The sequence below is a fragment of the Sulfuricaulis sp. genome (assembly GCF_041499725.1).
Lineage (GTDB): Bacteria > Pseudomonadota > Gammaproteobacteria > Acidiferrobacterales > Sulfurifustaceae > Sulfuricaulis.
In genome coordinates this window covers 1-25,005 of record NZ_JBGQKW010000007.1, presented here as the reverse complement: position 1 = coordinate 25,005, position 25,005 = coordinate 1, and the positions used below count along the sequence as shown (strand labels likewise).

At 63.6% G+C, this 25,005-nt stretch carries 24 protein-coding genes; 15 read left to right on the top strand and 9 right to left on the bottom strand.

Going from position 1 to position 25,005, the window contains the following annotated elements; genetic code table 11:
• Window positions 1-2 precede the first annotated feature (2 nt).
• Entirely contained in the window at window positions 3-551 is a 549-nt protein-coding gene (nudE, locus tag ACC569_RS02435) for an ADP compounds hydrolase NudE (RefSeq protein ID WP_372521906.1), read from the bottom strand.
• Window positions 552-667: 116 nt separating this feature from the next.
• On the opposite strand from nudE, the gene ACC569_RS02430 reads away from it, so the two are divergent.
• The 4 genes from ACC569_RS02430 (at window position 668) to ACC569_RS02415 (ending at window position 3,245) form a co-directional block, all read left to right on the top strand.
• Entirely contained in the window at window positions 668-1,015 is a 348-nt protein-coding gene (locus ACC569_RS02430; protein ID WP_372521905.1) for an STAS/SEC14 domain-containing protein, read from the top strand.
• A 29-nt stretch (window positions 1,016-1,044) separates the two neighbouring features.
• Window positions 1,045-1,701, top strand: coding sequence for a GMP/IMP nucleotidase (gene yrfG / locus ACC569_RS02425; RefSeq protein WP_372521904.1), 657 nt, complete (start codon window positions 1,045-1,047; stop codon window positions 1,699-1,701).
• Window positions 1,701-2,582 (top strand): lysophospholipid acyltransferase family protein, encoded by an 882-nt coding sequence (locus ACC569_RS02420; RefSeq protein ID WP_372521903.1) that lies wholly within the window; start codon window positions 1,701-1,703, stop codon window positions 2,580-2,582. The genes yrfG and ACC569_RS02420 overlap by 1 nt, the downstream gene beginning before the upstream one ends.
• A 78-nt stretch (window positions 2,583-2,660) precedes the next feature.
• Window positions 2,661-3,245 carry a hypothetical protein gene (locus tag ACC569_RS02415; protein ID WP_372521902.1) on the top strand — a complete coding sequence of 195 codons (585 nt, stop codon included), beginning with the start codon at window positions 2,661-2,663 and terminating at the stop codon, window positions 3,243-3,245.
• On the opposite strand, the gene ACC569_RS02410 is transcribed toward ACC569_RS02415, so the two are convergent.
• Window positions 3,196-3,657, bottom strand: a complete 462-nt coding sequence (locus ACC569_RS02410) for a YkgJ family cysteine cluster protein (RefSeq protein ID WP_372521901.1) — start codon at window positions 3,655-3,657, stop codon at window positions 3,196-3,198. The genes ACC569_RS02415 and ACC569_RS02410 overlap by 50 nt on opposite strands.
• 158 nt (window positions 3,658-3,815) lie before the next feature.
• On the opposite strand from ACC569_RS02410, the gene ACC569_RS02405 reads away from it, so the two are divergent.
• On the top strand, window positions 3,816-4,655 hold the full coding sequence (locus tag ACC569_RS02405; RefSeq protein ID WP_372521900.1) for an ATPase: 840 nt from the start codon (window positions 3,816-3,818) through the stop codon (window positions 4,653-4,655).
• Between the two features lie 13 nt (window positions 4,656-4,668).
• Complete coding sequence (locus ACC569_RS02400; protein ID WP_372521899.1) at window positions 4,669-5,739, top strand: homoserine O-succinyltransferase; 1,071 nt, start codon at window positions 4,669-4,671, stop codon at window positions 5,737-5,739.
• Window positions 5,740-5,768: 29 nt separating this feature from the next.
• Here ACC569_RS02400 and ACC569_RS02395 read toward each other — a convergent pair whose 3' ends face one another.
• The gene (locus ACC569_RS02395; RefSeq protein WP_372521898.1) at window positions 5,769-6,197 is read right to left on the bottom strand and encodes a thioesterase family protein; all 429 of its coding nucleotides are present in this window, start codon (window positions 6,195-6,197) and stop codon (window positions 5,769-5,771) included.
• 326 nt (window positions 6,198-6,523) lie between these two features.
• On the opposite strand from ACC569_RS02395, the gene ACC569_RS02390 reads away from it, so the two are divergent.
• From ACC569_RS02390 to ACC569_RS02355, 8 genes are read left to right on the top strand one after another with little or no spacing between them, the layout of a single operon-like run.
• Entirely contained in the window at window positions 6,524-7,408 is an 885-nt protein-coding gene (locus ACC569_RS02390) for a (Fe-S)-binding protein (protein ID WP_372521941.1), read from the top strand.
• Window positions 7,405-12,417, top strand: a complete 5,013-nt coding sequence (locus tag ACC569_RS02385) for a 2-oxoacid:acceptor oxidoreductase family protein (protein WP_372521897.1) — start codon at window positions 7,405-7,407, stop codon at window positions 12,415-12,417. The genes ACC569_RS02390 and ACC569_RS02385 overlap by 4 nt, the downstream gene beginning before the upstream one ends.
• A 16-nt stretch (window positions 12,418-12,433) precedes the next feature.
• Complete coding sequence (gene rsxC, locus ACC569_RS02380; RefSeq protein ID WP_372521896.1) at window positions 12,434-13,774, top strand: electron transport complex subunit RsxC; 1,341 nt, start codon at window positions 12,434-12,436, stop codon at window positions 13,772-13,774.
• A gap of 2 nt (window positions 13,775-13,776) precedes the next feature.
• Complete coding sequence (locus ACC569_RS02375) at window positions 13,777-14,826, top strand: RnfABCDGE type electron transport complex subunit D (RefSeq protein ID WP_372521895.1); 1,050 nt, start codon at window positions 13,777-13,779, stop codon at window positions 14,824-14,826.
• On the top strand, window positions 14,823-15,503 hold the full coding sequence (locus ACC569_RS02370; protein ID WP_372521894.1) for an FMN-binding protein: 681 nt from the start codon (window positions 14,823-14,825) through the stop codon (window positions 15,501-15,503). Before ACC569_RS02375 ends, ACC569_RS02370 begins: the two co-directional genes overlap by 4 nt.
• Window positions 15,503-16,162, top strand: a complete 660-nt coding sequence (gene rsxE / locus ACC569_RS02365) for an electron transport complex subunit RsxE (protein WP_372521893.1) — start codon at window positions 15,503-15,505, stop codon at window positions 16,160-16,162. Before ACC569_RS02370 ends, rsxE begins: the two co-directional genes overlap by 1 nt.
• Entirely contained in the window at window positions 16,149-16,733 is a 585-nt protein-coding gene (locus ACC569_RS02360) for an electron transport complex protein RnfA (RefSeq protein ID WP_372521892.1), read from the top strand. Before rsxE ends, ACC569_RS02360 begins: the two co-directional genes overlap by 14 nt.
• Window positions 16,734-16,737: 4 nt before the next feature.
• Window positions 16,738-16,932, top strand: coding sequence for a hypothetical protein (locus ACC569_RS02355; RefSeq protein ID WP_372521891.1), 195 nt, complete (start codon window positions 16,738-16,740; stop codon window positions 16,930-16,932).
• An 11-nt stretch (window positions 16,933-16,943) separates the two neighbouring features.
• Here ACC569_RS02355 and ACC569_RS02350 read toward each other — a convergent pair whose 3' ends face one another.
• From ACC569_RS02350 to ACC569_RS02325, 6 genes are all read right to left on the bottom strand, one after another.
• On the bottom strand, window positions 16,944-18,248 hold the full coding sequence (locus ACC569_RS02350; RefSeq protein WP_372521890.1) for an MFS transporter: 1,305 nt from the start codon (window positions 18,246-18,248) through the stop codon (window positions 16,944-16,946).
• 13 nt (window positions 18,249-18,261) lie between these two features.
• Window positions 18,262-18,918: a fumarylacetoacetate hydrolase family protein gene (locus ACC569_RS02345; protein ID WP_372521889.1), complete on the bottom strand. Its 657-nt coding sequence runs from the start codon at window positions 18,916-18,918 to the stop codon at window positions 18,262-18,264.
• Window positions 18,919-18,946: 28 nt separating this feature from the next.
• Window positions 18,947-20,230: a TRAP transporter large permease gene (locus ACC569_RS02340; RefSeq protein WP_372521888.1), complete on the bottom strand. Its 1,284-nt coding sequence runs from the start codon at window positions 20,228-20,230 to the stop codon at window positions 18,947-18,949.
• Entirely contained in the window at window positions 20,227-20,727 is a 501-nt protein-coding gene (locus ACC569_RS02335) for a TRAP transporter small permease (RefSeq protein WP_372521887.1), read from the bottom strand. Before ACC569_RS02335 ends, ACC569_RS02340 begins: the two co-directional genes overlap by 4 nt.
• Before the next feature lie 24 nt (window positions 20,728-20,751).
• Complete coding sequence (locus ACC569_RS02330; protein WP_372521886.1) at window positions 20,752-21,741, bottom strand: TRAP transporter substrate-binding protein; 990 nt, start codon at window positions 21,739-21,741, stop codon at window positions 20,752-20,754.
• Between the two features lie 64 nt (window positions 21,742-21,805).
• Window positions 21,806-23,014: an alanine--glyoxylate aminotransferase family protein gene (locus tag ACC569_RS02325; protein WP_372521885.1), complete on the bottom strand. Its 1,209-nt coding sequence runs from the start codon at window positions 23,012-23,014 to the stop codon at window positions 21,806-21,808.
• Window positions 23,015-23,442: 428 nt separating this feature from the next.
• Here ACC569_RS02325 and ACC569_RS02320 point away from each other — a divergent pair.
• Window positions 23,443-25,005: DUF3683 domain-containing protein (locus tag ACC569_RS02320; protein ID WP_372521884.1), on the top strand; the 1,563-nt coding region annotated here is incomplete at its 3' end.

Genomic DNA, 25,005 nt, shown 5'->3' with positions numbered 1-25,005 from the left:
GCTCAGCGCCTTCCCGCCAGCTGATCGCGCACCAGAAACAGTCCGGCAATGGAACGCGCCTCGGTGCATTCCTCGCGCGCGCAAAGCTCGGTCAGACGGTCGAGCGACCACGGCACGACTTCGATCGCCTCCGGCTCATCGCCCTCGAGACGTTCGGGGTAGAGATCCTGCGCCAGCACCAGATGGGTGGCGTGGCTGAAATAGCCGGGCGCGAGCGTCACCGACTTGAGATGGGTCAGGCGCCGCGCCCCGTAGCCGATCTCCTCCATGATTTCGCGGTTGGCGGCCGCGACGATCGATTCGCCGTCCTCAATACGTCCCTTGGGCAGCGACAGTTCATAGCGTTCCACCCCGGCGGCGTATTCACGGATCAGCAGCACCGTGGTGTCATCCAGCATCGGCACCACCATCACCGCCCCGGCCGGGGAACTGCGCAGACGCTCGTAGCTCACTTCCCGTCCATTGGCGAAACGCAAACCAACCCGTTCGACACGGAAGAGACGTGTGTGTGCGATGGTTTCGGTGTTAGTGATGACGGGCTTTCGGCTCATGGTGGTGGGGAAGATTAATCCTTTTTAGCCCGGGAACAAAATTTGGGAATTTCATCCGCGGGGAATCGGGTATATGCTTGTACCGAAGGAAATTTCACGTCGCGAGACCTGCCCGCATGATCGTCATTGAGGAAGAAAAGGACCTGCTCAAGGTGTCGGTCTATGCCGAGCTTTCGCTCGCGGATTTCCGCGAATTCGAGACGGCCGTCAACAATGAATTGCGGGGGGCGCCCAAAATAAAACTGCTGCTCGACCTGACCAAGATGTCGGGCTACACCGTGGACGTCATGTGGGAGGACATCCGGTTCACCCGCGCTCACTCCCGCGACTTCAGGCGCATCGCCGTGGTCACGGGCAAGCTGTGGGCAACCTGGCTCGGCTGGCTGCCATCGGCGTTCACCGACGCCGAGATAAAACATTTCGAAGACGCGACGACGGCCGACGCCTGGCTGCACGGCCGCTGAGTCCGTTCTCCTTCCCGTTGTCCGCTTCCATGATCGCCTGGAACAAGCTCGATACCCTGCTGCTCGACCTCGATGGCACGCTGCTCGACCTGCATTACGACAACCACTTCTGGCTCGAGCACGTCCCACGCCGTTACGCCGAGACGCACGCGCTTCCCGCCGCGGAAGCCAAAGCCGAGGTGCTGGGACGGTACAAACGCGCGGAAGGCACGCTCGACTGGTATTGCGTGGACTATTGGAGCCGCGAACTCCGGCTCGACATTCCGCAACTCAAGGAAGAAGTCGACCATCTGATCGCCGTGCATCCGCATGTGCTGGATTTTCTCGAAGCGGTGAAGGCGCTCCAGAAACGCATCGTGCTCGTCACCAACGCCCACGGCAAGACACTGGCCATCAAGTTCCGCCGCACCGCGCTTGGCGAACATTTCGACGCCGTGGTGTGCTCGCACGATCTCGGCCTGCCGAAAGAGCACATGGATTTCTGGAACCGGATGCAGAAAATACAACCGTTCGACAAAAAATCCGCCCTGCTCATCGACGACAGCCTGCCGGTGCTGCGCTCGGCGCGAGCCCACGGCATCGGCCAGCTGCTCGCCGTGTACAAACCGGACTCGAAATTGCCGGAAAAGGACGTCGGCGAATTCCGGGGCATCCGCAGTTTCCGCGAGATCATGCCCGGCTCCTGATGCGCGCGTTTTTTCTCAAGCTCGTGTTTCATCTGTTCGCCGCGCTTCCCCTGCCGGTGGCGCATGCGCTGGGTGCCGTCTTAGGCTGGTTGTTTCTGGTCATCCCCAACAAACGCCGGCGCACCGCCGAAATCAACATTGAATTGTGTTTTCCCGAAATGAGTCGAGGGGCGCGCCAGCGGTTATTGCGGCGCAACATGATCGAGCTTGGCAAGTCCGTCACCGAGATCGGCGTGCTTTGGACACGCAACGAAAAAAAAATCCGCCGGTTGGTGCGGCGAGTCAGCGGTAAAGACAAGCTGGAAAAAGCGCTACACCGCGGCCAGGGACTGCTGCTCGCGGTTCCGCACCTGGGTGCATGGGAGATGATCGGACTCTGGGGCTCGCTGCACCACCCCATGACCAGCCTGTTCCGCGCACCGCCCATCTCGCAGATGGGGAAACTGATGCGCGCGACACGCGAGCGCTTCAGCGCGCGCCTCGTGTCCGCCGACAACACCGGCATCCGCGCGCTGTACAAGGCGATCGAGCGCGGTGAGATGGTCGCGATCCTGCCGGACCAGGTTCCGTCCACGCGCAGCGGCAGCGTGTTCGCGCCGTTCTTCGGTATTCCGGCGAGCACCATGGTGTTGCTGTCACGCCTCGCGATCAAAACCGGCGCGCCCGTGATGTTCGCCTACGCCGAGCGCCTGCCGCACGGGCGCGGTTATCACCTGCATTTTCTCCCCGCCTCGCCGGACATCAATCATGGCGGCATCGAATCTTCCGCAGCCACGGTCAATGCGATGGTGGAGAAATGCGTGCGCGCCGCGCCGGAGCAGTATCAGTGGGTGTACAAACGTTTTCGCGTGCGTCCCGCCGGAGAGAAGGCGTTTTATTGACGGCGGACCCGGCTGTCAGGTACCGGAAATTTAGCGTATCATTTCAGCCGATCGCGACGCCCCGGGATGGAGGTAGATATGCGACAGCTTATTCTCCTGTCCGTTGTTGCCTTCCTTACCGCCTGCCAGACAGCCGCCTACGAGGGCAACGAAAACTCGCCGTTTTATCTCGTTCCCACCGGCTCGACGCTGACGCTCACACGCACCGTTACCATTCCGGCCGATAAGGTGGCGGTATATTTGCAGGGCGGCGAGGTCGTGCCGGCGGGCCGGATCAACCAGTATTATCCGCACTGCAAATTCGAACTGATTCATCGCCGCGACACGGGGCAAACCGTGCAGCCCGACGATTTCGAGATCATCAAGGTGGTGCAGGAAACCGGTGATAGCGTCGCGCTCGACGGTCTTCAGACCGCGCAACTGTCGGTCGGCATCGGGATCAACGTCGGGATGAACCGCGACGGTTCCAGCACGCAGACGTACAGGACGCGGCTCATGCTGCGCTCCGCCAGGCAGCCTCAGGTGTTTCTTATGTCCTGCGGCCAGGAGGCCCTGCCGCATGAGGGCCAGCACGTCAGCATCAACGAAATGCGCAAGGCGCTGGGAAACATATTTACGCTTGAGCTTGCGGGGCGCGTGCCTGCTGCGGGCCAGCGTTCTTGAACCGCCGGTCCCAGTTCTTGAACTTCTTGCGGCAATGGGCGAGCAGCGAATCGTAGTCGCGAAAAAACAGTTCGAAATCCTCCTCACCGCTCGGTCCCTCAAATTCGCAGCCATCGTTTGAATGCTCGCGGCAAATCTGCGGGCGGGTCTCATAGATCCCGCAGCGCCCGCCGGGTTGCAGATGCCGGCAGGGGTTGTTGATCAGCAGAAACCAGCCGTCCTCGTCCCTGTACATCTGAGTGTTCTGGTGCGAGATTTGCCACAGCAGCAGGTCAAAATCCTCCATCGAACGCGGCGTATCGATGTGATGGGTAAAGTAGGTGCAGCAGGTCGCGCCCCGGCAGTAGGTGCATTTGTTTTCGGGGGTGATTTTTATATCGCCCTCGAGCTTGATCGGAATAGCGGTGGTCATGAATTTTTTGTCGGAACGGTCGCAAAAGGGCGGCCATTATAGCGGCGAGTCCCGGGAATAACGAGACGACCGGGCGCGACGCCGCGCGCCCCGACAGGCGCAGGCGATTCGGCCAATCCTGTCATACAATAGACAGACCATCGGCAGACAACCCCTGCATGAAATTAAGCGCCAAAGACTTCAAGGCCTGGGACAACAAGTGCGTCACCCTCCTCGGAATGTCCGGGGTGGGCAAGACGCGCCTGGCCGCGCGGCTGCGCAAGCGCAACTGGTTCCATTATTCGGGCGACTACCGCATCGGCACGCGCTATCTGGATGAGCCGATTCTCGACCACATCAAGCAACAGGCGATGCAGGTGCCGTTCCTGCGCGAGCTGCTGCGCTCGGACTCGATCTACATCCGCAATAACATCACCGTGGACAATCTCCAGCCGGTGTCGAGCTTCCTCGGCAAGCTGGGCAACCCGGAAAAGGGCGGTCTCGGTCTCAAGGAATTCAAGCACCGCCAGGAACTGCACCGGCAGGCGGAGATCGCCGCGATGCGCGACGTGCCGGAATTCATCCGCAAGGCCGGCGAGATCTACGGTTACCGCCACTTCGTCAATGACGCCGGCGGCTCGCTGTGCGAACTGGACGATCCGGCGACGATCCAGGTGCTGGCCGACCATACACTGATCCTGTATCTCAGGGCCAACGAAAAAGACGAGCAGGAACTGATCCGCCGCGCCGAGGACGACCCGAAACCGCTCTACTATCGCGAGGCGTTCCTCGACGAGCAGCTGGAGATCTACCTGCGCGACAGGGGCTGCGCCTACGTGGCACAGATCGATCCGGATGATTTCGTGCGCTGGATGTTCCCGCGCCTGTTTCATTCGCGCGTGCCGCGTTACCAGGCGATCGCCGACCAGCACGGTTACACCATCACCACCGACGAGCTCAAGGAAGTGCGCGACGAGGCGGGCTTCCTGCGACTCGTGGAAAAAGTTCTGGATAGGTAAGTCCGCTCCCGCCATGCCACTGGTTGCCAACTCCAAGCTGCCGACCTTCGATCGCCTCAAGCAGGAAGGCGAGAATGTCGTGTCGCGCGACGTCGCGCTGCATCAGGACATCCGCGAGTTGCATATCGGCCTGCTCAACATGATGCCGGACGCGGCGCTGGCCGCGACCGAGCGCCAGTTCTTCCGGCTCGTGGGCGAGGCCAACCAGATCGCGCAGTTCTACATGCACCCGTTCACGCTGAAAGAACTCAAGCGCAGTCCCGAGGCCGAGGCCTATGTCAGCCAGTACTACGAGAGCTTCGACCAGATCAAGGAACAGGGTCTGGATGCGCTGATCATCACCGGCGCGAACGTGACCCAACCGGATCTGGCGCTCGAGCCCTTCTGGAAACCGCTCAACAAGGTGATCGACTGGGCCTACGACAACGTCACGTCCACGCTGTGCTCGTGCCTCGCGACCCATGCTGTGCTCCAGTTCCGCTACGGAAAAAAACGCCGGCACCTGGGTTTCAAGCGTTGGGGGGTTTATTCCCATAGCGTGGTGGACCGCAAGCACCCGCTGGTGTCCGACGTGAATACCCGCTTCGACGTGCCGCACTCGCGCTTCAACCAGATCGACCGCGAGCAGTTCGAGGCCGCGGGGCTGCATATCCTGGCCGAAAGCGACGAGGCCGGCGTGCACCTGGCCGCGAGCGCGGACCGCTTTCGCATTATATTTTTCCAGGGTCACCCGGAGTACGACACCATCAGCCTGTTCAAGGAATACAAGCGCGAGATCACGCGCTTCGTCAAAAGCGAACGCGCGGATTACCCGCCGTTCCCGGAAAACTACTTCAGCCTCATTACCGAGGCGATTCTGGATGAGCACCGGGACGTAGTCGTCACGGCCAAGGCCAGGGGCGCTCCGGTTACCGGCCTGCCGGAATCCATCATCGTACCTAACCTCGATAACACCTGGCACGACACCGCCGAGGCCGTGATCAACAACTGGATCGGCAAGGTTTATCAGGTCACCAATAACGACCGCAAGAAACCGTTTCAGGATGGCGTGAATCCGGACGATCCGCTGGGGTTAAAGCGCTGATCCTGGTTTGACGCCGCCGCTGAAACGCGTCACACGCCGCCGGCTGTCGTCTTCTGCCGTACTTTTTGAATGAATCTCTCCGCGTCGATAACGAAACGCTCGTGCGTGCCGCGACTGATCACGTCCACGCCGTCGCTCGCCTCTATCTCGAATACCAGTCGCCGGCCGTCCACCTCGACGAGCCGTACCCGCGCCACGACTTCCAGCCCCGGTGGCGTCGCCGCAAGGTGGCTGATATTCACGTGCGTGCCCACGCTCTGTTCGCGCGGCCAGTCGAGATGCGCGTGCACTGCCTGGATGCAGGCCCACTCGATGAAGCCGACCAGGAAGCCGGTGGCGAACACGCGCGGCATCGCCTGGAATTCCGCCGCCTCCGGATAGAGATGCGGGACAGTCTTGGATTCCGGCAAGCGGAATCTAAGCTCGTGAGTTATGCCGGGTTTGAGGGATACTTTCATGCAGCCTCCCTATATTCCGAATCATGATCATTAAAGATTAATCCGTGGAACCAAGTGGAACCGCCGCTCACCACTTTCCCGCGGCGGCGCGTGGTATCACGCATCGTTTCAAGCTCACAGACATAAGCGCAAAAGAATATCCGACCGTTTCGGTCAATCAGCTCGAACAAGTCTAAGAATGATTATCACTTGCTCGACGCCCCGTTGAATATTAGTAATGCATTAAATGCTACTCAAGCTCCCTGGTTTTCATTATATTGATTCCGAATCCGGTGCAAGTACCTGCATCGGTGCAGCTCGGTTTCCGATCGGAGGAACCAGCCATGATGACATCGGCGGCGATGTTGGCCACCGCAGGACTGTTCATGACGGGGCTCGGTGTTTCACTCGCCGCGCTGCTCTCGGCTGCGAACAAAAAACTCTATGTCTACGAAGACCCGCGCATCGACGAAGTCGAGGCGCTGCTGCCACGCAATAACTGCGGCGCCTGCGGCACCGCCGGCTGTCGCGCGTTTGCCGAAGCCGCGATCCGCGGAGATATTGCGCCGGGCCAGTGCACCGTGTGCACGCCGGCGCAGGCCCAGACGATTGCCAGTCTGCTGGCCGTGACCGTGGGTGCACAGGAAAAACGCGTGGCGCGTATTGCCTGCGCCGGGGGGCGTCAGGTCGCCATCAACCGCGCGCGCTACGCCGGTCTGGAAAGCTGCCGCGCGGCGCATCTCGTGGCGGGCGGCGGCAAGGGCTGCGCCTGGGGCTGCCTCGGCTTCGGTGACTGCGTCGACGTGTGCGACTTCGATGCCATCCACATGGATCCGTTCCAGCTCCCGGTCGTGCACGACGCATACTGCATCGCCTGCAACGACTGCATCGAAGTGTGCCCCAAGAATCTCATTTCACTCCAGAACGAAAGTTGCAAGCTTTGGGTCGCGTGCAGCAACCGCGACTTCGGGGCCGAGGCCGAGGCGCAATGCGAGGTGATCTGCAACGCCTGCGGCCGCTGCGTGGCGGACGCACCCGCGGAACTGATCGCGATCAAGGAAAACCTCGCGGTTATCGATTACACAAAAAACGTACGCGCGACGCGCGACGCCATCGAGCGCTGCCCGACCGGCGCGATCGTGTGGATGGAGTCCGGTGAAAAAGTCATCAAGGGCCGCCGTGCCGCCAAAATCCTGCGCAAGGAAGCATTGCCTGTGGAGAAAACCCCATGACCAAAAATACAACCGATAACATCCCGATGGATATGGATGCCGTTGAGACAGTGGCGGAGGGAGCGGTCAAGGTGGCGACCAAGCGCGGGCCCTTCGCGGTTTTTCGCAAACCGCCGAAATTCAAGTATCCCGGCATCCGCAAGGCGCTGGACGGTAGTGCCGCCGTGGTCATGTGCGAGCGCGACGCGAGCGATGCCGCGGGCGCCTACCCGATCACGCCTTCCACCCAGATGGGCGAGTACTGGGCCGAAGCCGCGAGCCAGGGGCATCTCAATATCTCGAACCGTCCGCTCATCTTCATCGAGCCCGAAGGCGAACACGCCGCCGCCGGCGTGACCGCCGGACTCGCCATGAGCGGCCTGCGGGCCACGAACTTCTCCTCCGGTCAGGGCATCGCGTACATGCACGAGTCGCTGTACGCCGCCGTCGGCAAGCGCCTGACCTACGTGCTCAACGTCGGCAGCCGCGCCATCACCAAGGCGAGCCTGAACGTACACGCGGGTCATGACGACTACCACGCCGTGGATGACACCGGATTCTTTCAGCTCATGGGCAAGAACGCGCAGGAGGTGTGCGACCTGGGCCTGATCGCGCACAAAATCGCGGAACTCGCGCTCAATCCCGGCCTGGTCGCCCAGGACGGATTTCTCACCACGCACCTGATCGATTCGCTGCTGCTGCCCGAGCGCGAGCTGATCGCCGAGTTCCTCGGCCGGCCGGACGACCTCATCGACACCCCGACGCCGGCCCAGCGCCTGATCTTCGGCGCGCACCGCCGGCGCATTCCGGCGCTGTGGGACGTAGACAACCCCATGACCTCGGGCTGCGTACAAAATCAAGACGCCTACATGCAGGCGGTGGCGGCGCAGCGGCCGTATTTCTTCGATCATGTAGCAACCTTGGCCGACCGCACCATGGCCGAGTTCCACGAATTGACCGGCCGGCGTTACCGGCGCGTTCTGACCCACCGCGTCGAGGACGCCGATTATCTCATCCTCGGTCAGGGCAGCATGGTGAGCACCGCCGAGGCCGTGGCCGACTACTTACGCGAACAACGGCGCCTGCGCGTGGGGGTGGTGAACCTCACCATGTTCCGTCCGTTCCCCAGCGATCTGCTGGGTGAATTGCTCAAGGGCCGCAAGGGCGTCACGGTGCTCGAACGCACCGACCAGCCGCTCGCCGAGGACCTGCCGCTGATGCGCGAGGTACGCGCCTGCGTCAGCAAGTGCATCGAGAATGGGCTGGCGCGCGACGGCGCACTGCCTTATCCGGGTTATGCCATCTACGCCAAGTCGTCACACATCCCGCTGCTGTATTCCGGCTCGTTCGGACTGGGCAGCCGCGACCTGCAACCGGAGGCGATCATCGGCGCAATCGAGAACATGCAGCCCAAAGGCGCGAAGAAGAAGTTTTTCTACCTTTCGATCGACTTCGTGCACCCCCATCCCGACTCGCCGAAACAGGAGCTGCATCAACAGGCGCTGCTCGACGCCTACCCGCGTATTCGCGAACTCAGCGTGCGCGGCAGCGAAAATCCCAACCTCATGCCTCCGGGTTCGATCACGGCGCGCATGCACTCGGTGGGCGGCTGGGGCGCCATGACCACGGGCAAGAACCTGGCGGTGACGCTGTTCGAGCTGCTCGGTTATCACATCAAGGCCAACCCCAAGTACGGCTCGGAGAAGAAGGGCCAGCCCACGACGTTCTATCTCGCGGCCGCGCCCGAGCCGATCCGCATCAACTGCGAATATACACACGTCGACGTGGTGCTGTCGCCCGACCCGAACGTGTTTCGTTATTCCGACCCGCTGCACGGACTGCGGCGCGGCGGCGTGTTCATCGTTCAGAGCGACCTGACCACGCCCGAAGCGGTGTGGCAGTCGATGCCGGCGGCGGCGCAGAAGTTCATTGTCGAACAGGACATTCGCGTGTTCTATGTCGACGCCTTCAAAATCGCACGCGCCGAGGCGAGCGATGCGGAGTTGCAGATGCGCATGCAGGGCAACGCGTTTCAAGGGTCGTTCTTCGCCGCCTGCGATCACGCCGGCATCGCACGTTTTCCGGAAGACGAACTGTTCCGCGCGATCGAAGACCAGCTGCGCGAAAAGTTCGGGGCCAAGGGAACCCACGTGGTCGAGGACAACCTGCGGGTGGTGCGGCGCGGCTACGAGGAGCTGCATGAGATCACGGACAAAACCGTCGGCGCACCGGCCGTGGTCGCGCTGCGCAGGAAGCCCGCCTTGCCGATCCTGCTCAAGCGAATGCCGGCGAGCAACGACCGCCGCTCGGACATTCATCGCTTTTGGGAACAAACCGGCAGCCTCTACACCAACGGCGACGGCAGCGACAACCTTGCCGACCCCTTCATGGCCCTGGGCCTGATGCCGGCCGCGACCGGGGCGTTGCGCGACATGACCCAGATCCGCTTCGAGGTTCCGCGCTGGGTCCCGGAGCGCTGCACCGCCTGCGGCGACTGCTACACGGTCTGCCCGGACAGCGCCATTCCCGGGTTGGTGAACAGCATCAGCGAGGTCTGCAACACCGCGATCCAGCGCATCGAGACCGGCGGCCGGCCGACGCGCCACCTGCGCCGCGCCGTGCGCGGCGTGGAAAAAAAGTTGCACGCCGCGATCGCCACGGCGGGTGCGGAGGTCAAGGTGCGCGCGCTGCTCGACCGGGCCATAGACGACACGCTGGCCGAATCCACCCTGACGTCTGACGAGCGCGAGGGGCTGGCGCAGGAATTCCAATGGTTCCGCGAGGCCCTGGGTGATTTTGAGTTCGCCGTCACGCGGCCTTATTACCACGTCAAGGAAAAGCGCGCCGCCGGCAGCGGCGGGCTGTTCTCGCTCACGGTCAATCCGTACACCTGCAAGGGCTGCATGGAGTGCGTCGCCGTGTGCGCCGACGGCGCCCTCGAGAGCGTCAAGCAGACCCCCGAAGCCGTCGAACAATTGCGCCGTCGCTGGGACCTCTGGCTCGATCTGCCGAGCACCGCGCCCGACTATATCCGCATTGACGATCTCGACGCGCGCATCGGCGCGCTCGAGACGCTGCTGCTCGACAAAGCCAACTACCGCTCCATGGTCTGCGGCGACGGCGCGTGCGTGGGCTGCGGCGAGAAGACCGTGATTCACCTGTTTACCGCGACCGTGAATGCACTGATGCAGCCGCGGGTGAAACAGCATCTCGAGCATCTCGACGGACTCATCAACAAACTCGACACCCACATTCGCCTGAAGCTCGCCGAGGGCATGGACCTGAACGATCCGCAGGCGATCCAGGCGGCCGTGGCCTCGAGCGCCACCCAGGACCTGACCCTGGCGCGTCTGGCCGCGCGTCTCGACGCGCAGCGGACCACCCAACCGCTCGATCCGGAGTGGCTCACGCGCGTCACCGGCTTGCTGGAGAAACTCCACGCACTCAAAGACCAGTACACCGCCGACGCCAACCACAGCGGCCGGGCCACGCTGGGGGTGATCAATGCCACCGGCTGCACCTCGGTGTGGGGTTCGACCTTTCCGTACAACCCCTACCCGTTCCCGTGGAGCAGCCATCTGTTCCAGGACTCACCGTCGGTGGCCATGGGCGTGTTCTCGGGTCACATGGCCAAGATGGCCGAGGGCTTCAAGGCGATACGCCGCGCCGAGCTCGAGCTGAACGGCGAGTACGAACCGGCCAAGCACGACCCGTTCTTCGCCCGCTTCGACTGGCGCCAGTTCAGCGACGCGGAGTTCCATCTGTGTCCGCCCGTGGTGTCGATCGGCGGCGACGGCGCGATGTACGACATCGGCTTCCAGAATCTCTCGCGCATGATGATGACCGGCATGCCGATCAAGGTGCTGGTGCTCGACACCCAGGTGTACTCCAACACCGGCGGCCAGGCCTGCACCTCGGGTTTCCTCGCCCAGGTGTCCGACATGGCGCCGTTCGGCAGCGCGCGCAAGGGCAAGAGCGAGATCCGCAAGGAGATGGGTCTCATCGGCTTGGCGCATCGTACCGCCTACGTGATGCAGGGATCGATCGCCAACGTCACCCACCTCATCGAGAGCTACATCGAGGGCCTGAACAGTCGCCGTCCCGCGGTGTTCAACGTGTACGCCGTGTGCCAGACCGAACACGGCGTGGCCGACGATACCGCCGCGCGCCAGAGCAAGCTGGCGCTCGAGGGGCGCGCCTATCCGCTGTTCCGTTACAACCCGGACAAGGGGCCCACGCTCAAGGAGTGCACCGATCTCGACGGCAATCCCGCGGTCGAGGCCGACTGGCCGATGTACAAGCTTGGATACCTGGATGAAAACGGCAACGCCGTGTCCATGGAGCTGCCCCTGACCTTCGCCGATTTCGCCCTCAGCGAGGGCCGGTTCCGCAAACATTTCCGGCCGGCGCCGCGCGAACTCGGGGACGACAACCTGGTGCCGTTGAGCGAATACCTCGATCTTTCCGAGGACCAGCACAAAGGCCGCTTCCCGTTCGTGTGGGCGGTCGACAAACACAACCATCTCACGCGCGTGCTGGTGGCGCCGGAAATGGTGCGGGCGTGCGCGGAGCGGCGCGGGTTCTGGCGGCTGCTCAAGTCGCTTGCGGGCGTCGGCAACGACATCGACGCCGACGCCATCGCCGCCGCGGCGCGCAGCGAGATGGCGCAACAACTCGAAGCGGCGATTCATTCGATAACCGGCGATGGTCATGGCGCTGCCGTGGGCGCCGCGCCCGGCGGCGCCGGCGCGCCGCGGCCGGCCACGACGGGTGCCGCGGCGTTCGAGCCGGTATGGGTCGAAACGCCGGAGTGCACCGCCTGCGACGAGTGCACCACGATCAATCCCCATATCTTCGCCTACAACGATGAAGAGAAGGCCTACGTGCTTGACCCGCGCGGCGGGCCGTTTCGCGACATCGTGCGCGCCGCCGAGAAATGCACCGGACGCATCATCCATCCGGGCACGCCGGCTAACCCGAAAGAGCCCGGTGTGGATCAGCTGATCCAGCGCGCGGCCAAGTATCAGTAACGAGCGAGGAATAACGATGGCGTTTTTTGAGGCTTTCACGCGCAAGACCTTCGGCCACGGGGTACATGCGCCCGAACACAAGGACCTGACGCGCGCCCGGCCGATCCGCCGCTTTGCCTTTGCCCCGCGCCTGACGGTCCCGTTGTCCCAGCATATCGGAAGCCCGGCCGTGCCCTGCGTGCGTCCGGGTCAGGAGGTGGCACGCGGCGAACCGATCGCGCTGGCCGACGGCTTTCTCTCGTTGCCGATCCATGCGCCGGTGACGGGCGTGGTCGAGGCCATCCGGCTGATGCCGAGCGCGCGCGGGCCGAAAACCGAGGCCATTGTCATCAAGACCTATGCGGCGGACAACCAGCAGGTGCTCTACGGTGCGCCACGCACCATCGACGACCTGACGCCGGCGGAACTGATCCGCGCCATTCAGGACACCGGCATGGCGGGACTGGGCGGTGCGTCATTCCCCACCCATGCCAAGCTCTCAGTGCCTAACGGGTATGCAATCGACACGCTCGTGGTCAACGGTTGCGAATGCGAACCGTACCTCACCGCGGATCACCGCGTAATGCTTGAGCACGCCGACGAACTCCTCGCCGGGATCCGTATCGTGCTCAAAGCGACCGGCGCGCAACGCGCGGTAATCGGCGTCGAGGACAACAAACTCGATGCACTCGACGCGATCCGTGAGCGGCTGCCGGCCGATGGCTCAATTAGCGTACAAGCCGTGCGCAGCAAGTATCCGCAAGGCTCGGAAAAGCTTCTGATCAAGGTCCTGCTCGATCGCGAAGTCCCCTCGGGCGGCTTTCCCTACCACATCGGGGTCGTGGTGCAGAACGTGAGCACCCTCGCCGAACTCGGCGCACTGCTGCCCAACGGTCATGGCCTGATCGAGCGCGTACTCACCATCACCGGCCCCGGCGTCAACAAGCCCGGAAATTACCGCGTCCCCATTGGCACGCCCTTGCGCTTCGTCTTGGATGAGGTTGGCTTCGTGGGTGATGCCGGGCGCGTTCTTCTCGGTGGTCCGATGATGGGCACGGCCATTGCGTCACTCGATGTGCCCATCACCAAAGCGGTTTCGGCTATTGTAGTGCTGCCGGTGCAGTCGTCCACAGAGAGGGCGTCCAAGATCTATCCGTGCATTCGTTGCGGTCGCTGCATCGCCGCCTGTCCCTTGCGTCTCAATCCCTCGCAGCTCGGGCTGCTCGCCGTCAAGCGCGAGTACCAGGTGATGCAGGAGCGTTTCCACCTGAACGACTGCTTCGAGTGCGGCTCCTGCACTTATGTATGCCCGGCGCACATCCCGCTGGTGCAATACATGCGCATCGCCAAGGCTCTGAACCGCGAGCAAGCGGCTTAGCCATGGCGGGACCACCGCGCATCGAGATTCGCAGCTCACCGCACATCCACGATCCGGTGAGCGTGGACGTGATCATGCGCCACGTCGTGTATGCGCTGGTGCCGGTCTGTGTGTTCGCGGTTTATCTCTTCGGGCTGAGCGCGGCGCTGCTGATCGTCACGGTGCTGGGTGCCTGCCTGCTGACCGAGCATCTGTTCAACCGCTTCGCGCAAAAGCCGAACAGTCTGGGCGATTTCAGCGCGGCGATCACCGGCCTGCTGCTGGCACTCACGCTGCCACCGGGATTTCCCTTATGGATGGGCGCCACCGCGGGCTTCATCGCGATCGCGCTCGGCAAGGTGCTGTTCGGCGGGCTCGGTCAGAACGTGTTCAATCCCGCGCTGGTCGGGCGCGCCTTCGCGCAGGCTGCGTTTCCAGTGGCGATCACCACCTGGTCACCGGCCTTGGCCCCGTGGCGTTTATCGGCGTTGATCCCGTCCACGCTCACACCCCCGTTCATGTTGCCGGCAGCGGGAATGGCTGGGCCCGGCGCCACGGTGGACGCGGTCAGCAGCGCAACGCCGTTGGCCCTGCAGAAATTCGACCACGTCACCACCAATACCCTGGATCTCTTTACCGGCATGACCAGCGGCTCGACCGGCGAGACCGCGGCGCTGCTGATCCTGTTGTGCGGCGCTTATCTCGCGCTGCGCCGCATGCTCGACTGGCGCATTCCGGCGGGCATGCTGGGGAGCGCGTTTGCGGTCTCCGGCGGCTTTTATCTGATCGACGCCGTGAAGTATCCCGACCCGCTGTTCACGCTGTTCTCCGGCGGCCTGATGCTGGGCGCGGTGTTCATGGCCACGGACGTCGTCGCCTCGCCGCTCACGCCGCGCGGGGTGTGGATTTACGGGGCCTTGATGGGAGTGCTCACGGTCCTGATCCGCCTGTTCGGCGGCCTTCCAGAGGGCGTCATGTACGCGATCCTGATCGGCAACGCGGCATCGCCGCTGATCGCCGTGCTCACTCAGCCGCGGGCGTTTGGCGAAGTCAAACGCAAGAAACCGATATGAGCTCGACCCAACCCATGGCGTCACATTCCCCGGCAAGCCGCGCGATGATTATCACGCTCGGTGGCGTGGCCTTGCTGTCCGGTTTTCTCCTGACGCTGGTTTATCAACTGACGCTGCCCTATATCGAGGCCAACCAACGCCTGGCGGTCGAGCGCGCGGTACTAAAAATCTATCCGCAAACGGAAACGCGCGTGGGCTTCGTGCTCAGCGCGAACGGTCTGCGACCGGCGGAAACTGCCGCACCCGGGGAAATTCTCGTGCACGCCGCTTATGACAAAACCGGCGAACTGCACGGCCTCGTTGCCGAGGCGGCGGCTCACGGCTACTCGGGCGTGATACGCCTGTTATACGGCTACTCGCCCGAATGCCAGTGCATCACCGGCATCAGCGTGCTGCAAAGCACCGAAACTCCAGGATTCGGCGACAAGATCAGCACCGATCCGGATTTTCTCGCCAACTTCCGCGCCCTGGACGTGCGCCTCAATCCCGAGGGCAGTGCGCTGCGGCATTCCATCGTCACTGTCAAACACGGCACCAAGACCGAGGACTGGCAGGTGGATGCGATCTCGGGCGCCACCATCACCTCCAAGGCCGTGGGTCGCATGCTCAATCAAAGCGCGCAAGCGCTGCTGCCAGGCGCGACGCGCGATCTCGATAAAATCCGGAGCAAACCGTAGTGGCAAACACTTCTCCCCAGCCACCACCGGTGACCATGGATACCTTCCTGGAAGGAATCTGGCGGGAGAACCCGGTGTTCGTGATGATGCTCGGCATGTGCCCGACGCTGGCGGTGAGCAATTCGGTGATCAACGCCGTCGCCATGGGGATCGCCACCGCCCTGGTGCTGGTGGCCGCTGCGGCCTTCGCATCCGTGACGCGCAAGCTGATTCCGCATCAAGTCCGGCTGGTCACCTATGTCGTCGTCATCGCCACCTTCGTGACCGTCATGGACTACGTGATCCACGCGATCAGCCTCGATCTTTACAACGCGCTCGGCGCCTTCATTCAGCTGATCGTGGTCAACACGCTCATCCTCGGCCGCGTCGAGGGCCATGCCTCCAAGCACCCGTTGCTGCCGGCCGTGGTCAACGCCGCCGGCGTGGGCGCGGGATTCGTGCTCGGGCTGTTCTGCCTGGGAGCGGTGCGCGAACTGCTCGGCAACGGGACGTTCGCGGGATTCCATGTCTTCGGCGCGCAGTTCCAGCCGTGGCTGGTGATGATGCTGCCGCCGGGCGGGTTCTTCGTGCTCGGTGCCTGGCTGCTGCTGCTCAACTGGATCAAGGCGCGCGGCGCGCGCCATATCGCCGAGAAGGAGGCCGCTCATGGGATCGGATGAATCGCTGTGGACTATTTTTATCAACGCCGTGCTGGTCAACAACTTCGTCCTGAGCTTGTTTCTCGGCTTGTGTTCGTACCTGGGCGTGTCCGCCAAGTACAACACCGCGTTGCCGATGGGCATCGCCGTCACATTCGTAATAATGGTGGGCTCGCTGTGCGCCTATTTTCTCAACGAGCTACTGACGTATTTCGATCTCGAGTTCCTGCGGCTCATCAGCTACATCGTGGTCATCGCCTCCGCGGTACAGCTGGTCGAAATGGTGATGAAGAAGTACGCCCCGGCGGTATTTCGCGCGCTCGGAATCTATCTGCCGCTGATCGCCACCAACTGCGTGGTGCTGGCGCCGCCGCTGTTCCAAACGGCGCGCGGATACGACCTGGCGCAATCGCTGGTGTTCAGCCTGGGGGCGGGTTGCGGCTATATCCTGGCGATCGTCCTGTTGGCGGGTTTGCGTGAGCGGCTGCATCTCGCGAATGTGCCCAGCGTGGCCCAGGGCGGCGCCCTGACCGTGATGCTGGCCGGTATCCTGTCGCTCGCGTTCATGGGCTTCGCCGGCCTGGGAGGATAAACCGATGCTGCGCTACCTCATTCCCACCGCGATCATCCTGGTACTGCTGCTGGGATGGATCCTGGTACAACATCTCGCGCGCCAGTACGCGGCGCGCCACCCGGAATTCGGCCCCGCGCGCGAGGAGGGTCTTGGCTGCGACGGAGGCTGCGGCTGCCGCGCCAGACACTGCGAGCGCGAAAAACACGACCACGGGTAACGCCGGACAAGTCAGCGCTGGAGATATCGACAATAGGTTTCGCGCACGCGCAGGCTGCCGACAAATCCAAACACGACACAAGCAAAGAAGATCAGCATGCCGGCGTGATACTGCGCCGCGGCACCTGGTGCCAGGCCCGCGCGGTCAATCGTCCAACCGACCAGCGGCTGCAGGATGCCGGTGCCGAGAAACACTCCGGTGTTGGCAACGCTGGTGGCGATGCCGGAGAGCGCGTGCGGGTTCACCTCCTTCACACACGCCCAGCTCAGGGTGAAACTCGCGGCGCTCAAGCCCATGAACAGGAATAATGAATAACTCACCAACCGCGGCATCGGCAGGGAAAATACCAGCGGCAACCAGCACAGCAGATGAACCAAGGCGGTCGCAATCAGCACCGGCTTGCGCCGGCCCACACGATCGGACAGCGTGCCCACCGAAATCGCGCCGATGGCGAAGCCCGCCAGCATCAGGCTCGTGTGCTGCGTGGCCGTGGCGCGATCCATGCCGTACACGTCGCGCAGGAACGGCACCGCCCACAGGCCGGCAAACGCGAGAAACGATCCGCCGATGCCGAGATTCATCCAGAAGCTCGGCCAGGTGAGGCGGTTGCGGAGCACGGTCATGAGCCCCTCGAACCAGTGACCCTCGTGGCGCGGATGCGCCGCCTCGCCGTCCAACTCACGCAGGCTCGGCAGGCCGGCCTCGCCCGGATGATCGCGCACGAACAGCCAGGTGAGCACGGCGGTCACGAACGACACGCCGCCGAGAACCGCGAACACCGTGCGCCAGGACGTGAACTGCAACACCCACGCGAACGGCGCGGCCGCCAGCACCGCGCCGATGTTGCCGAGCAGCAGCGTGAGCCCGACCGCGGTGCCGAAGTGGCGGTCGTGGAACCACGCGGCGTTGAGCTTGAGCAGCGCGATGAAGGCCACCGACGCGCCCAGCCCGATCAGCAACCGGCCGATCGAGGCATCGGTCAGCGTCGCCGCATAGGCGAACAGGATCGAGCCGGCGCCGGCCACGATGCCACCCAAGGTGACGATGCGGCGCGGCCCGAGGGTATCCACCAGGATACCAGTCGGGATTTGCATCACGGTGTACACGTAGAAATATGTCGCGGCCAGACCGCCCAGCGCCGCGGCGCTGGCACTGAATGCCTGCTGCAGATCGGAAGCGATGGCGGCCGGCGCCACGCGATGGAAGAACGCCAGCATGTAGGACACGGTCACGAGCCCGAACGCGGTCCAGCGCAGCCGCCGTACCCGCGCCCGCACGTCGTGAGGCGAATCGGTTTTCGCGCGCGTGTGGGTCATGGCCGAAAGTCGATCAGGCCACGTGAAATTCGGCGCGGAGCAGCCCGTTGTAATCGAGCCGGAGGCGGTCGCCGCGTGCCAAGGGTCCCGCGCCCGCCGGCGTGCCAGTGTAGATCACGTCGCCGCGATGCAGAGTAAACACACCGCTCAGGTAGCTGATAATGCGTGCCATGCCGAAGACCATCTGGGACGCATCGCTGCGTTGACGCGGCACGCCGTTCACGTCGAGCGTAAAGCCGGCGCGTTCGGGCTCGGCCACGCGGCGCGCGTCGATGAACGCGGACAGCGGCGCCGCGGTATCGAAACCTTTGCATAGCGTCCACGGCAGACCCTGTGCCTTCGCCTGCTGATGCAGATCATGCGCGGTGAGATCCAGACCGACGCCATATCCCAGCACATGGTCGAGCGCTTTTGACTCGGGAATGTTCCGGCCGCCGGCACCGATCAGAATGACGAGCTCGATTTCGAAATGCACCTCGCGGGAAAACTCCGGCAGCACGATTTCCCGGCCCTCGAAGATCACCGCCGACGTGGGTTTGAGCGACACGACGGGATCGCGCGCCGCGACTTTCTTGCGCTCGTCCGGATCGGCGATGTAGTTGCGGCCGATCAAAAAGATATTGTTGAGATCGACCTTGTCCTGCTGCGGCAGCAGCGTCGCCTGTGGCATGCGCGTCCCCGTGCGGTCGGCGGCGGACTCAGCCGTAGAACACATGCACCAGCGACATCGGGATCGCCGGAACGTAGGTAACGAGAATCAGCACCAGCAGCAGCACGCCGATGAAATAGATGTTGACCTTGGTGGTCTCCCAGATGTCGGACTTGGCGATGGAGCAGGCCGTCATCAGCACGCTCGCGACCGGCGGGGTCTGCTGGCCGATGCCGAGGTTGACCGTAACGATGAGCCCGAAGTGCACCGGATCGATGCCCACCGCCTGGATCAGCGGCATCACCACCGGCACCACCAGAATGATCGCGGCCGCCGAGTGCAGGAACAGCCCCAGCACCAGGAACAGCAGGTTCAGCAGCGCCAGCACCAGATAGCGATTATCGGTGAGGTGCGCGACCGCGGCGGCGAGTTTCTGCGGCGCCTGTATCTCGGTCAGGTAGGTGCCCAGCAACGCGGAGGCCGCCACCAGCAGCATTACCACGGCGGTCTGAATGCCGCCCTCGATCATGGCCTGCTTGAGATGCGGCCAATCGAGCTCGCGATAAATAACCACGCCGATGAATAGCGCCGCGACCACCGCGAGCGCCGCGCCTTCGGTGGCGGTAACCACGCCGCCGAAGATGCCGCCCAGGATAATGAGCGGCAGCAGCAGCGCCCAGGCGGCCTCCTTGAACGTCACCCAGACACGCGCGAGCTTGAACGCCTGCTCGACCGGAAAGTTGTTTTTCACCGCGAACCAGTAGGCCACCGCCATGAGCAGCAGCCCGCCGATGATGCCCGGGACGATGCCGGCGACGAACAGCTTCACCACCGAGGTGTCGGCCATGGCGGCGTACAGGACCATAGGGATCGAGGGCGGGATGATGACCGCGAGCGTGGCTGAGGACGATACCACCGCGGCGGCGAACTCCTTGCTGTAGCCCTTGCGCTTCATCGCTGGGATCAGGATCGAGCCAATCGCCGCCACGTCGGCCACCGCCGAACCTGAGATCTCGGCGAAGAACAGCGAGGCGCCGATGCTCGCCAGCGCCAGCGCGCCGCGGATGAAGCCGAGCAGGGCCGAGGCCAAGGCTACCAGCCGGTGCGAGATACCGGAGGCGTTCATGATCGCGCCGGCGAGAATGAACAGCGGGATCGCGATCAGCGGAAAGCTGGTCGCGCCGGTATACATCACGAGCGGCAGGTTGAGCAGCGCCTCGTTCCCATGCGAGGCAACCATCGCCACGACTGCCACCACGCCAAGGGCGATCGCAATCGGCACGTTGATAATGACCAGCGCGAGGACCGCGATGAAGAGGACGAGAGCGCTCATAGATCAACGCCCGCGGCTGTGCGGCGATGACCCCGGCAGGAATGGATGGTCTCGGGCAGGTTGAGCAGCTCGGCAGCGATAAACAATAGCGCGCCGATCGGGATCACCGACTGCGTTACCAGAACCGGCAGGTCAACCGTGGCCAGGGTGTCGCCGGCGAGCATTTGCAGCACGCGCACGCCAAACCAGGCAAGCAAAGCGAAGAACGTCAGAATACAGGCTTCACCGAGCAAGACCGCGGCGAGCCGCGGCCGCGCGGACAGCGTGGTGACAAAACCGGGAACGCCGATATGGGCGCGCTTGAGCGCGGCGAGCGCCGCGCCATAGTACGTGACCCAGGCGAGCAGCACCGAGGCAATCTCGTCATACCAGACGATCGGGTTGCCGAGATAGCGGTAAACCACGCCGAGGATCACTTCCAGCGCCAACAGCAGCAGTAGCGCGATGACGATCCATTCCAGCGCGCGCTCGAAGGCGCGGTGCAATCGCGCAAGCATGGCAGCTCCGTTTCGGGCCCGCGGTTATTTCGATCCCGCGAGCTTCAGGGCCTTGTCGATCATTTCCTTGCCGCCCGGCACGTCGCGGGCGAACTCCTCGAAAATCGGAGCGCTGGCCTTGACGAACGCCTGGCGGTCGGCGGTATTCACCTGCATGCCGGCGGCCTTGAGCTTCTCGAGCAAGTCCTTGTCCATGCGCGCCGCGGTTTCGTACACATAGGCCTGGGTCTCCTTGGCGGTTTGCTCCAGCACCCGGCGCACATCGGGCGGCAGCGTCTCCCACTTCTTGGCCGAGACCACCACATAGGCCGGTGTGTACACGTGTTCGGTCAGCGACAGGTATTTTTGCACTTCCTGGAACTTCATGGCGAAGATCTGCGGGAACGGATTCTCCTGTCCATCCATCACACCGGTCTGCAACGCCACGAAAACCTCCGACAACCCCATGGCCGAGGGGCTCGCGCCGTAAGCCTGGAACATTTTCACGCGCCACTTGCCCTTGGGCACGCGCAGCTTCATGCCCTTCAAGTCGTCGGGCGTCACGATCGGACGCTTGCTGTTGGTGATCTGGCGAAAGCCGTTCTCCCACACCGCGAGGATTTTGTAGCCCTGCTTCTCCGCGAGCGGCGCGAGCGTGGGCCAGACGATATCGCGCTCGATGCGCTGCATGTGTTGACGGTCCTTCACCAGGTAGGGCATTTCAAACAGGCCGAAGGCCGGCACCGCCGAGGACATGATGGTCGAAGGGATGGCGAAGTCCACGGTGCCAACCTTTACCTTCTGCAACACCTCGGTGTCGTCGCCCAATTGGCTTGAGCCGAACACGAGCACCTTGGCCTTGTCACCGAGCTTGGCGTTGGCGCGCCGGGCGAATTCTTCGGACGACGCCGCGAACAGCGACCCGGGGGCGCCGTCGTGGCCGAATTTGAGTTCCAGCGTTTCGGCGCACGCGACCGCCGCGATGAATAGGCCGAACACGCCCAGGACCAGCTTGAATAAGACCCGCAATTTCATTTTCGTTCCTCCTCGTTGTGATTCCGATGTTCGTTGTTTGGCGGTCGTGACGCCGGCATCGGACTTACGATGCGCTGCGTCGCCTGGCTGTTTGTTGCTGGCTCGCGTTCTCGGCCGCGAGATAAGCCATGGCCGCCGCCACCCCGCCCTGCTGGTGCGGCACGCCGGCGAGTGCCAGGCCCATCTCGACGCCGCACAGAGTGCCGCACAGCATGAGGTCGTTGAAATCGCCCAGATGCCCGATGCGGAACACTTTGCCCTGCACCTTACCGAGGCCACTGCCGAGCGACATGTTGAAGTTCTCCAGGATCACACGGCGCAGTTCGACCTCGTTGTGGCCCTCGGGCAGTAGCACCGCGGTGAGCGAGTTGCTGTACTCCCGGGGATCGAGGCCGAGCAGCTCAAGACCCCAGGCGCGCACGGCGCGCCGTGTCGCCTCGCCGAACCGCGCGTGCCGCTTGAACACATTGTCCAGGCCTTCTTCCCTGAGCATCGTGAGCGCTTCGCGCAGCCCGAAGAGCAAATTCGTCGCGGGCGTGTACGGGAAAAAGCCGCTGCTGTTGGCGGCGAGCATGTCCTCCCAGCTCCAGTACGACTTTGGCAGCCGCGCGGTTTTGGCGGCGTCGAGCGCCTTCTCGCTCATGGCATTGAAGCTCAGGCCCGGCGGCAGCATCAGGCCTTTCTGCGAGCCCGCGACGGTGACGTCCACGCCCCATTCGTCCTGGCGGTAATCCAGAGAGGCGAGCGAGGAGATGGTGTCGACCATGAACAGCGCCGGATGCCGCGCGCGATTCATGGCCTGGCGAATCTCGGCGATGCGGCTGGCGATGCCGGTGGAGGTCTCGTTGTGCACCACCAACACCGCCTTGATGCGGTGCGCGCGATCGGCGTTCAGTTTTTCTTCCACTGCCGTCGGATCCGCGCCGTGGCGCCAGTCGCCCGGGACGAAGTCCACCTCGAGTCCAAGCTTGCCGGCTATCCGGCGCCACAGCGTGGCGAAGTGACCGGTCTCGAACATTAATACGGCATCGCCGGGGGATAAGGTATTCACCAGCGCCGCTTCCCAGGCGCCGGTGCCGGAGGCGGGATAGATCACCGCCTTGCCGGTAGTCTTGAAGACGCTCTTGAGGCCTTCGAAACATTCGCGCGCGAGCGCGGCGAACTCGGGACCGCGGTGATCAATGGTAGGGCGATCGATGGCGCGCAGCACGCGCTCCGGGATATTGGTCGGTCCGGGAATCTGCAGGAAGTGGCGGGCGCTCTGTAACGGCACGGCCGATCTCCATCGCAACACCGCTGACGCTTTGTCGTTATCGTTATGCGCCGGGATCATCCTTTATAACGCTCTTTACCAACCCACGCAACCCGTGCCGCGGCGCTCGCCTGAAATGTCAGTTGCAATTCGGAAGCGATGGCGGCCGGAGCACTCGCGCTCACACGCTGTGATGCGAATCGGTTTTAGCGTGCAATCGTTTCGTATCGTGGAAAGCTTTGGAATTTTTTGCTGGGAAGCAGTTGGTGCGCGCGCACGGCGCTAGGACCATCGCGTCCCGTATATCTGACATCCTTGACACCATGGTGGTACCTCCGTGAAATGCAGGGCTTTACGCGATTGGAGAGTCCGCGCGGCTACCATATATAGGAATCGGCATCTTTAATCGCGCCCCACGCGGACGGCAGGAAGCGTATTATTCGCTATCTATGAAATCCATTTCCCCGAACACCGCGGCGCCCGACGGCATCAGCGAGGCGCTCGCCAGCCGGCGCATCCGCGAGATTCCGTACAACTACACCTCGTTTTCCGACCGCGAGATCGTCATCCGCTTTCTCGGCGAGGAGACGTGGCGGGTACTCGACACCCTGCGCGAGCAGCGCCGCACTGGGCGCTCCGCACGCATGCTCTTCGAGGTGCTGGGCGACATGTGGGTCATCACCCGCAACCCGTTCATCCAGGATGACCTCATGGAGAACCCGAAGCGCTGGGAGTCGCTCACGCACGCGCTGCATCACCGCCTCGACCAGATCCTGGCGCGCGCCGAGGGCAATGAACTCGCGCTCCGGCTCGAGGACGCGGCGCGCGTGGCGGTGCGCCGGTTCGAGACCTGGCTGCCGGAGCAGAAAGAACTGCGCCGCAAGGCACTGAAGCGATTGGCCAAGGTCACCCGCCGCGACAACATCGGCTTCGACGGTATGGCGCGCGTGTCGCACGTCACCGACGCCAGCGACTGGCGCGTCGAGCTGCCGTTCGTGGTCATCTCGCCCGACACCGAGGACGAAGTGGTGCACATCGTGCGCGCCTGCATCGATCTCGGGCTCACCATCATCCCGCGCGGCGGCGGCACCGGCTACACCGGCAGCGCCGTGCCGTTGTTCGCCGATACCGCCATCATCAACACCGAAAAACTGGAAGGCCTGGGCGCGGTGGAAATGCGCGCCCTGCCCGGCGTCGCGCAGCCGGTGCCGACGGTGCGCGGCGAGGCCGGCGTGGTCACGCGGCGCGTCGCGGAAATCGCCGGACAATCGGGTTACGTGTTCGCGGTCGATCCCACCTCGCAGGACGCCTGCACTCTCGGCGGCAACGTTGCGATGAACGCCGGCGGCAAGAAGGCGGTGCGCTGGGGCACAACGCTCGACAACCTCGCCGCGTGGCGCATGGTCACGCCGGACGCGCAGTGGCTCGAGGTCGAACGGCTCGACCACAACCTCGGCAAGATTCACGAGCAGGAGACGGTGCGCTTTCGTCTCACCCGTTACGCCGCCGACGGCCGCACGCGTCTCGGCGAACCGGCGGAACTGAAAATTCCCGGACGCGAGTTGCGCAAGCCCGGTCTCGGCAAGGACGTCACCTCGAAGTTCCTCGGCGGGCTGCCGGGCGTGCAGAAGGAAGGCTGTGACGGGATCATCACCTCGGCGGTGTTCGTGCTGCACCGGATGCCGCGTTTCCTGCGCACGGTGTGTCTCGAATTCTTCGGCGCCGACATCGCGCCGGCGGTGGCGGCGATCGTGGAGATAAAGCGTCACATTGACAGCGAACCGGGCGTGGCGCTGACCGGGCTTGAGCACCTCGACGAGCGCTACGTGAAGGCAGTGAACTACAGCACCAAGGCGGCGCGGCGCGAGCGTCCGAAGATGGTGCTGATGGCGGATATCGCCGGCGACGACGAGGACGCCGTGGCGCGCGCCGCCGCGCACGTGGTGCAGCTGGCGAACCGGCGCGACGGCGAGGGCTTCATCGCCGTGAGCCCCGAGGCGCGCGCCCGTTTC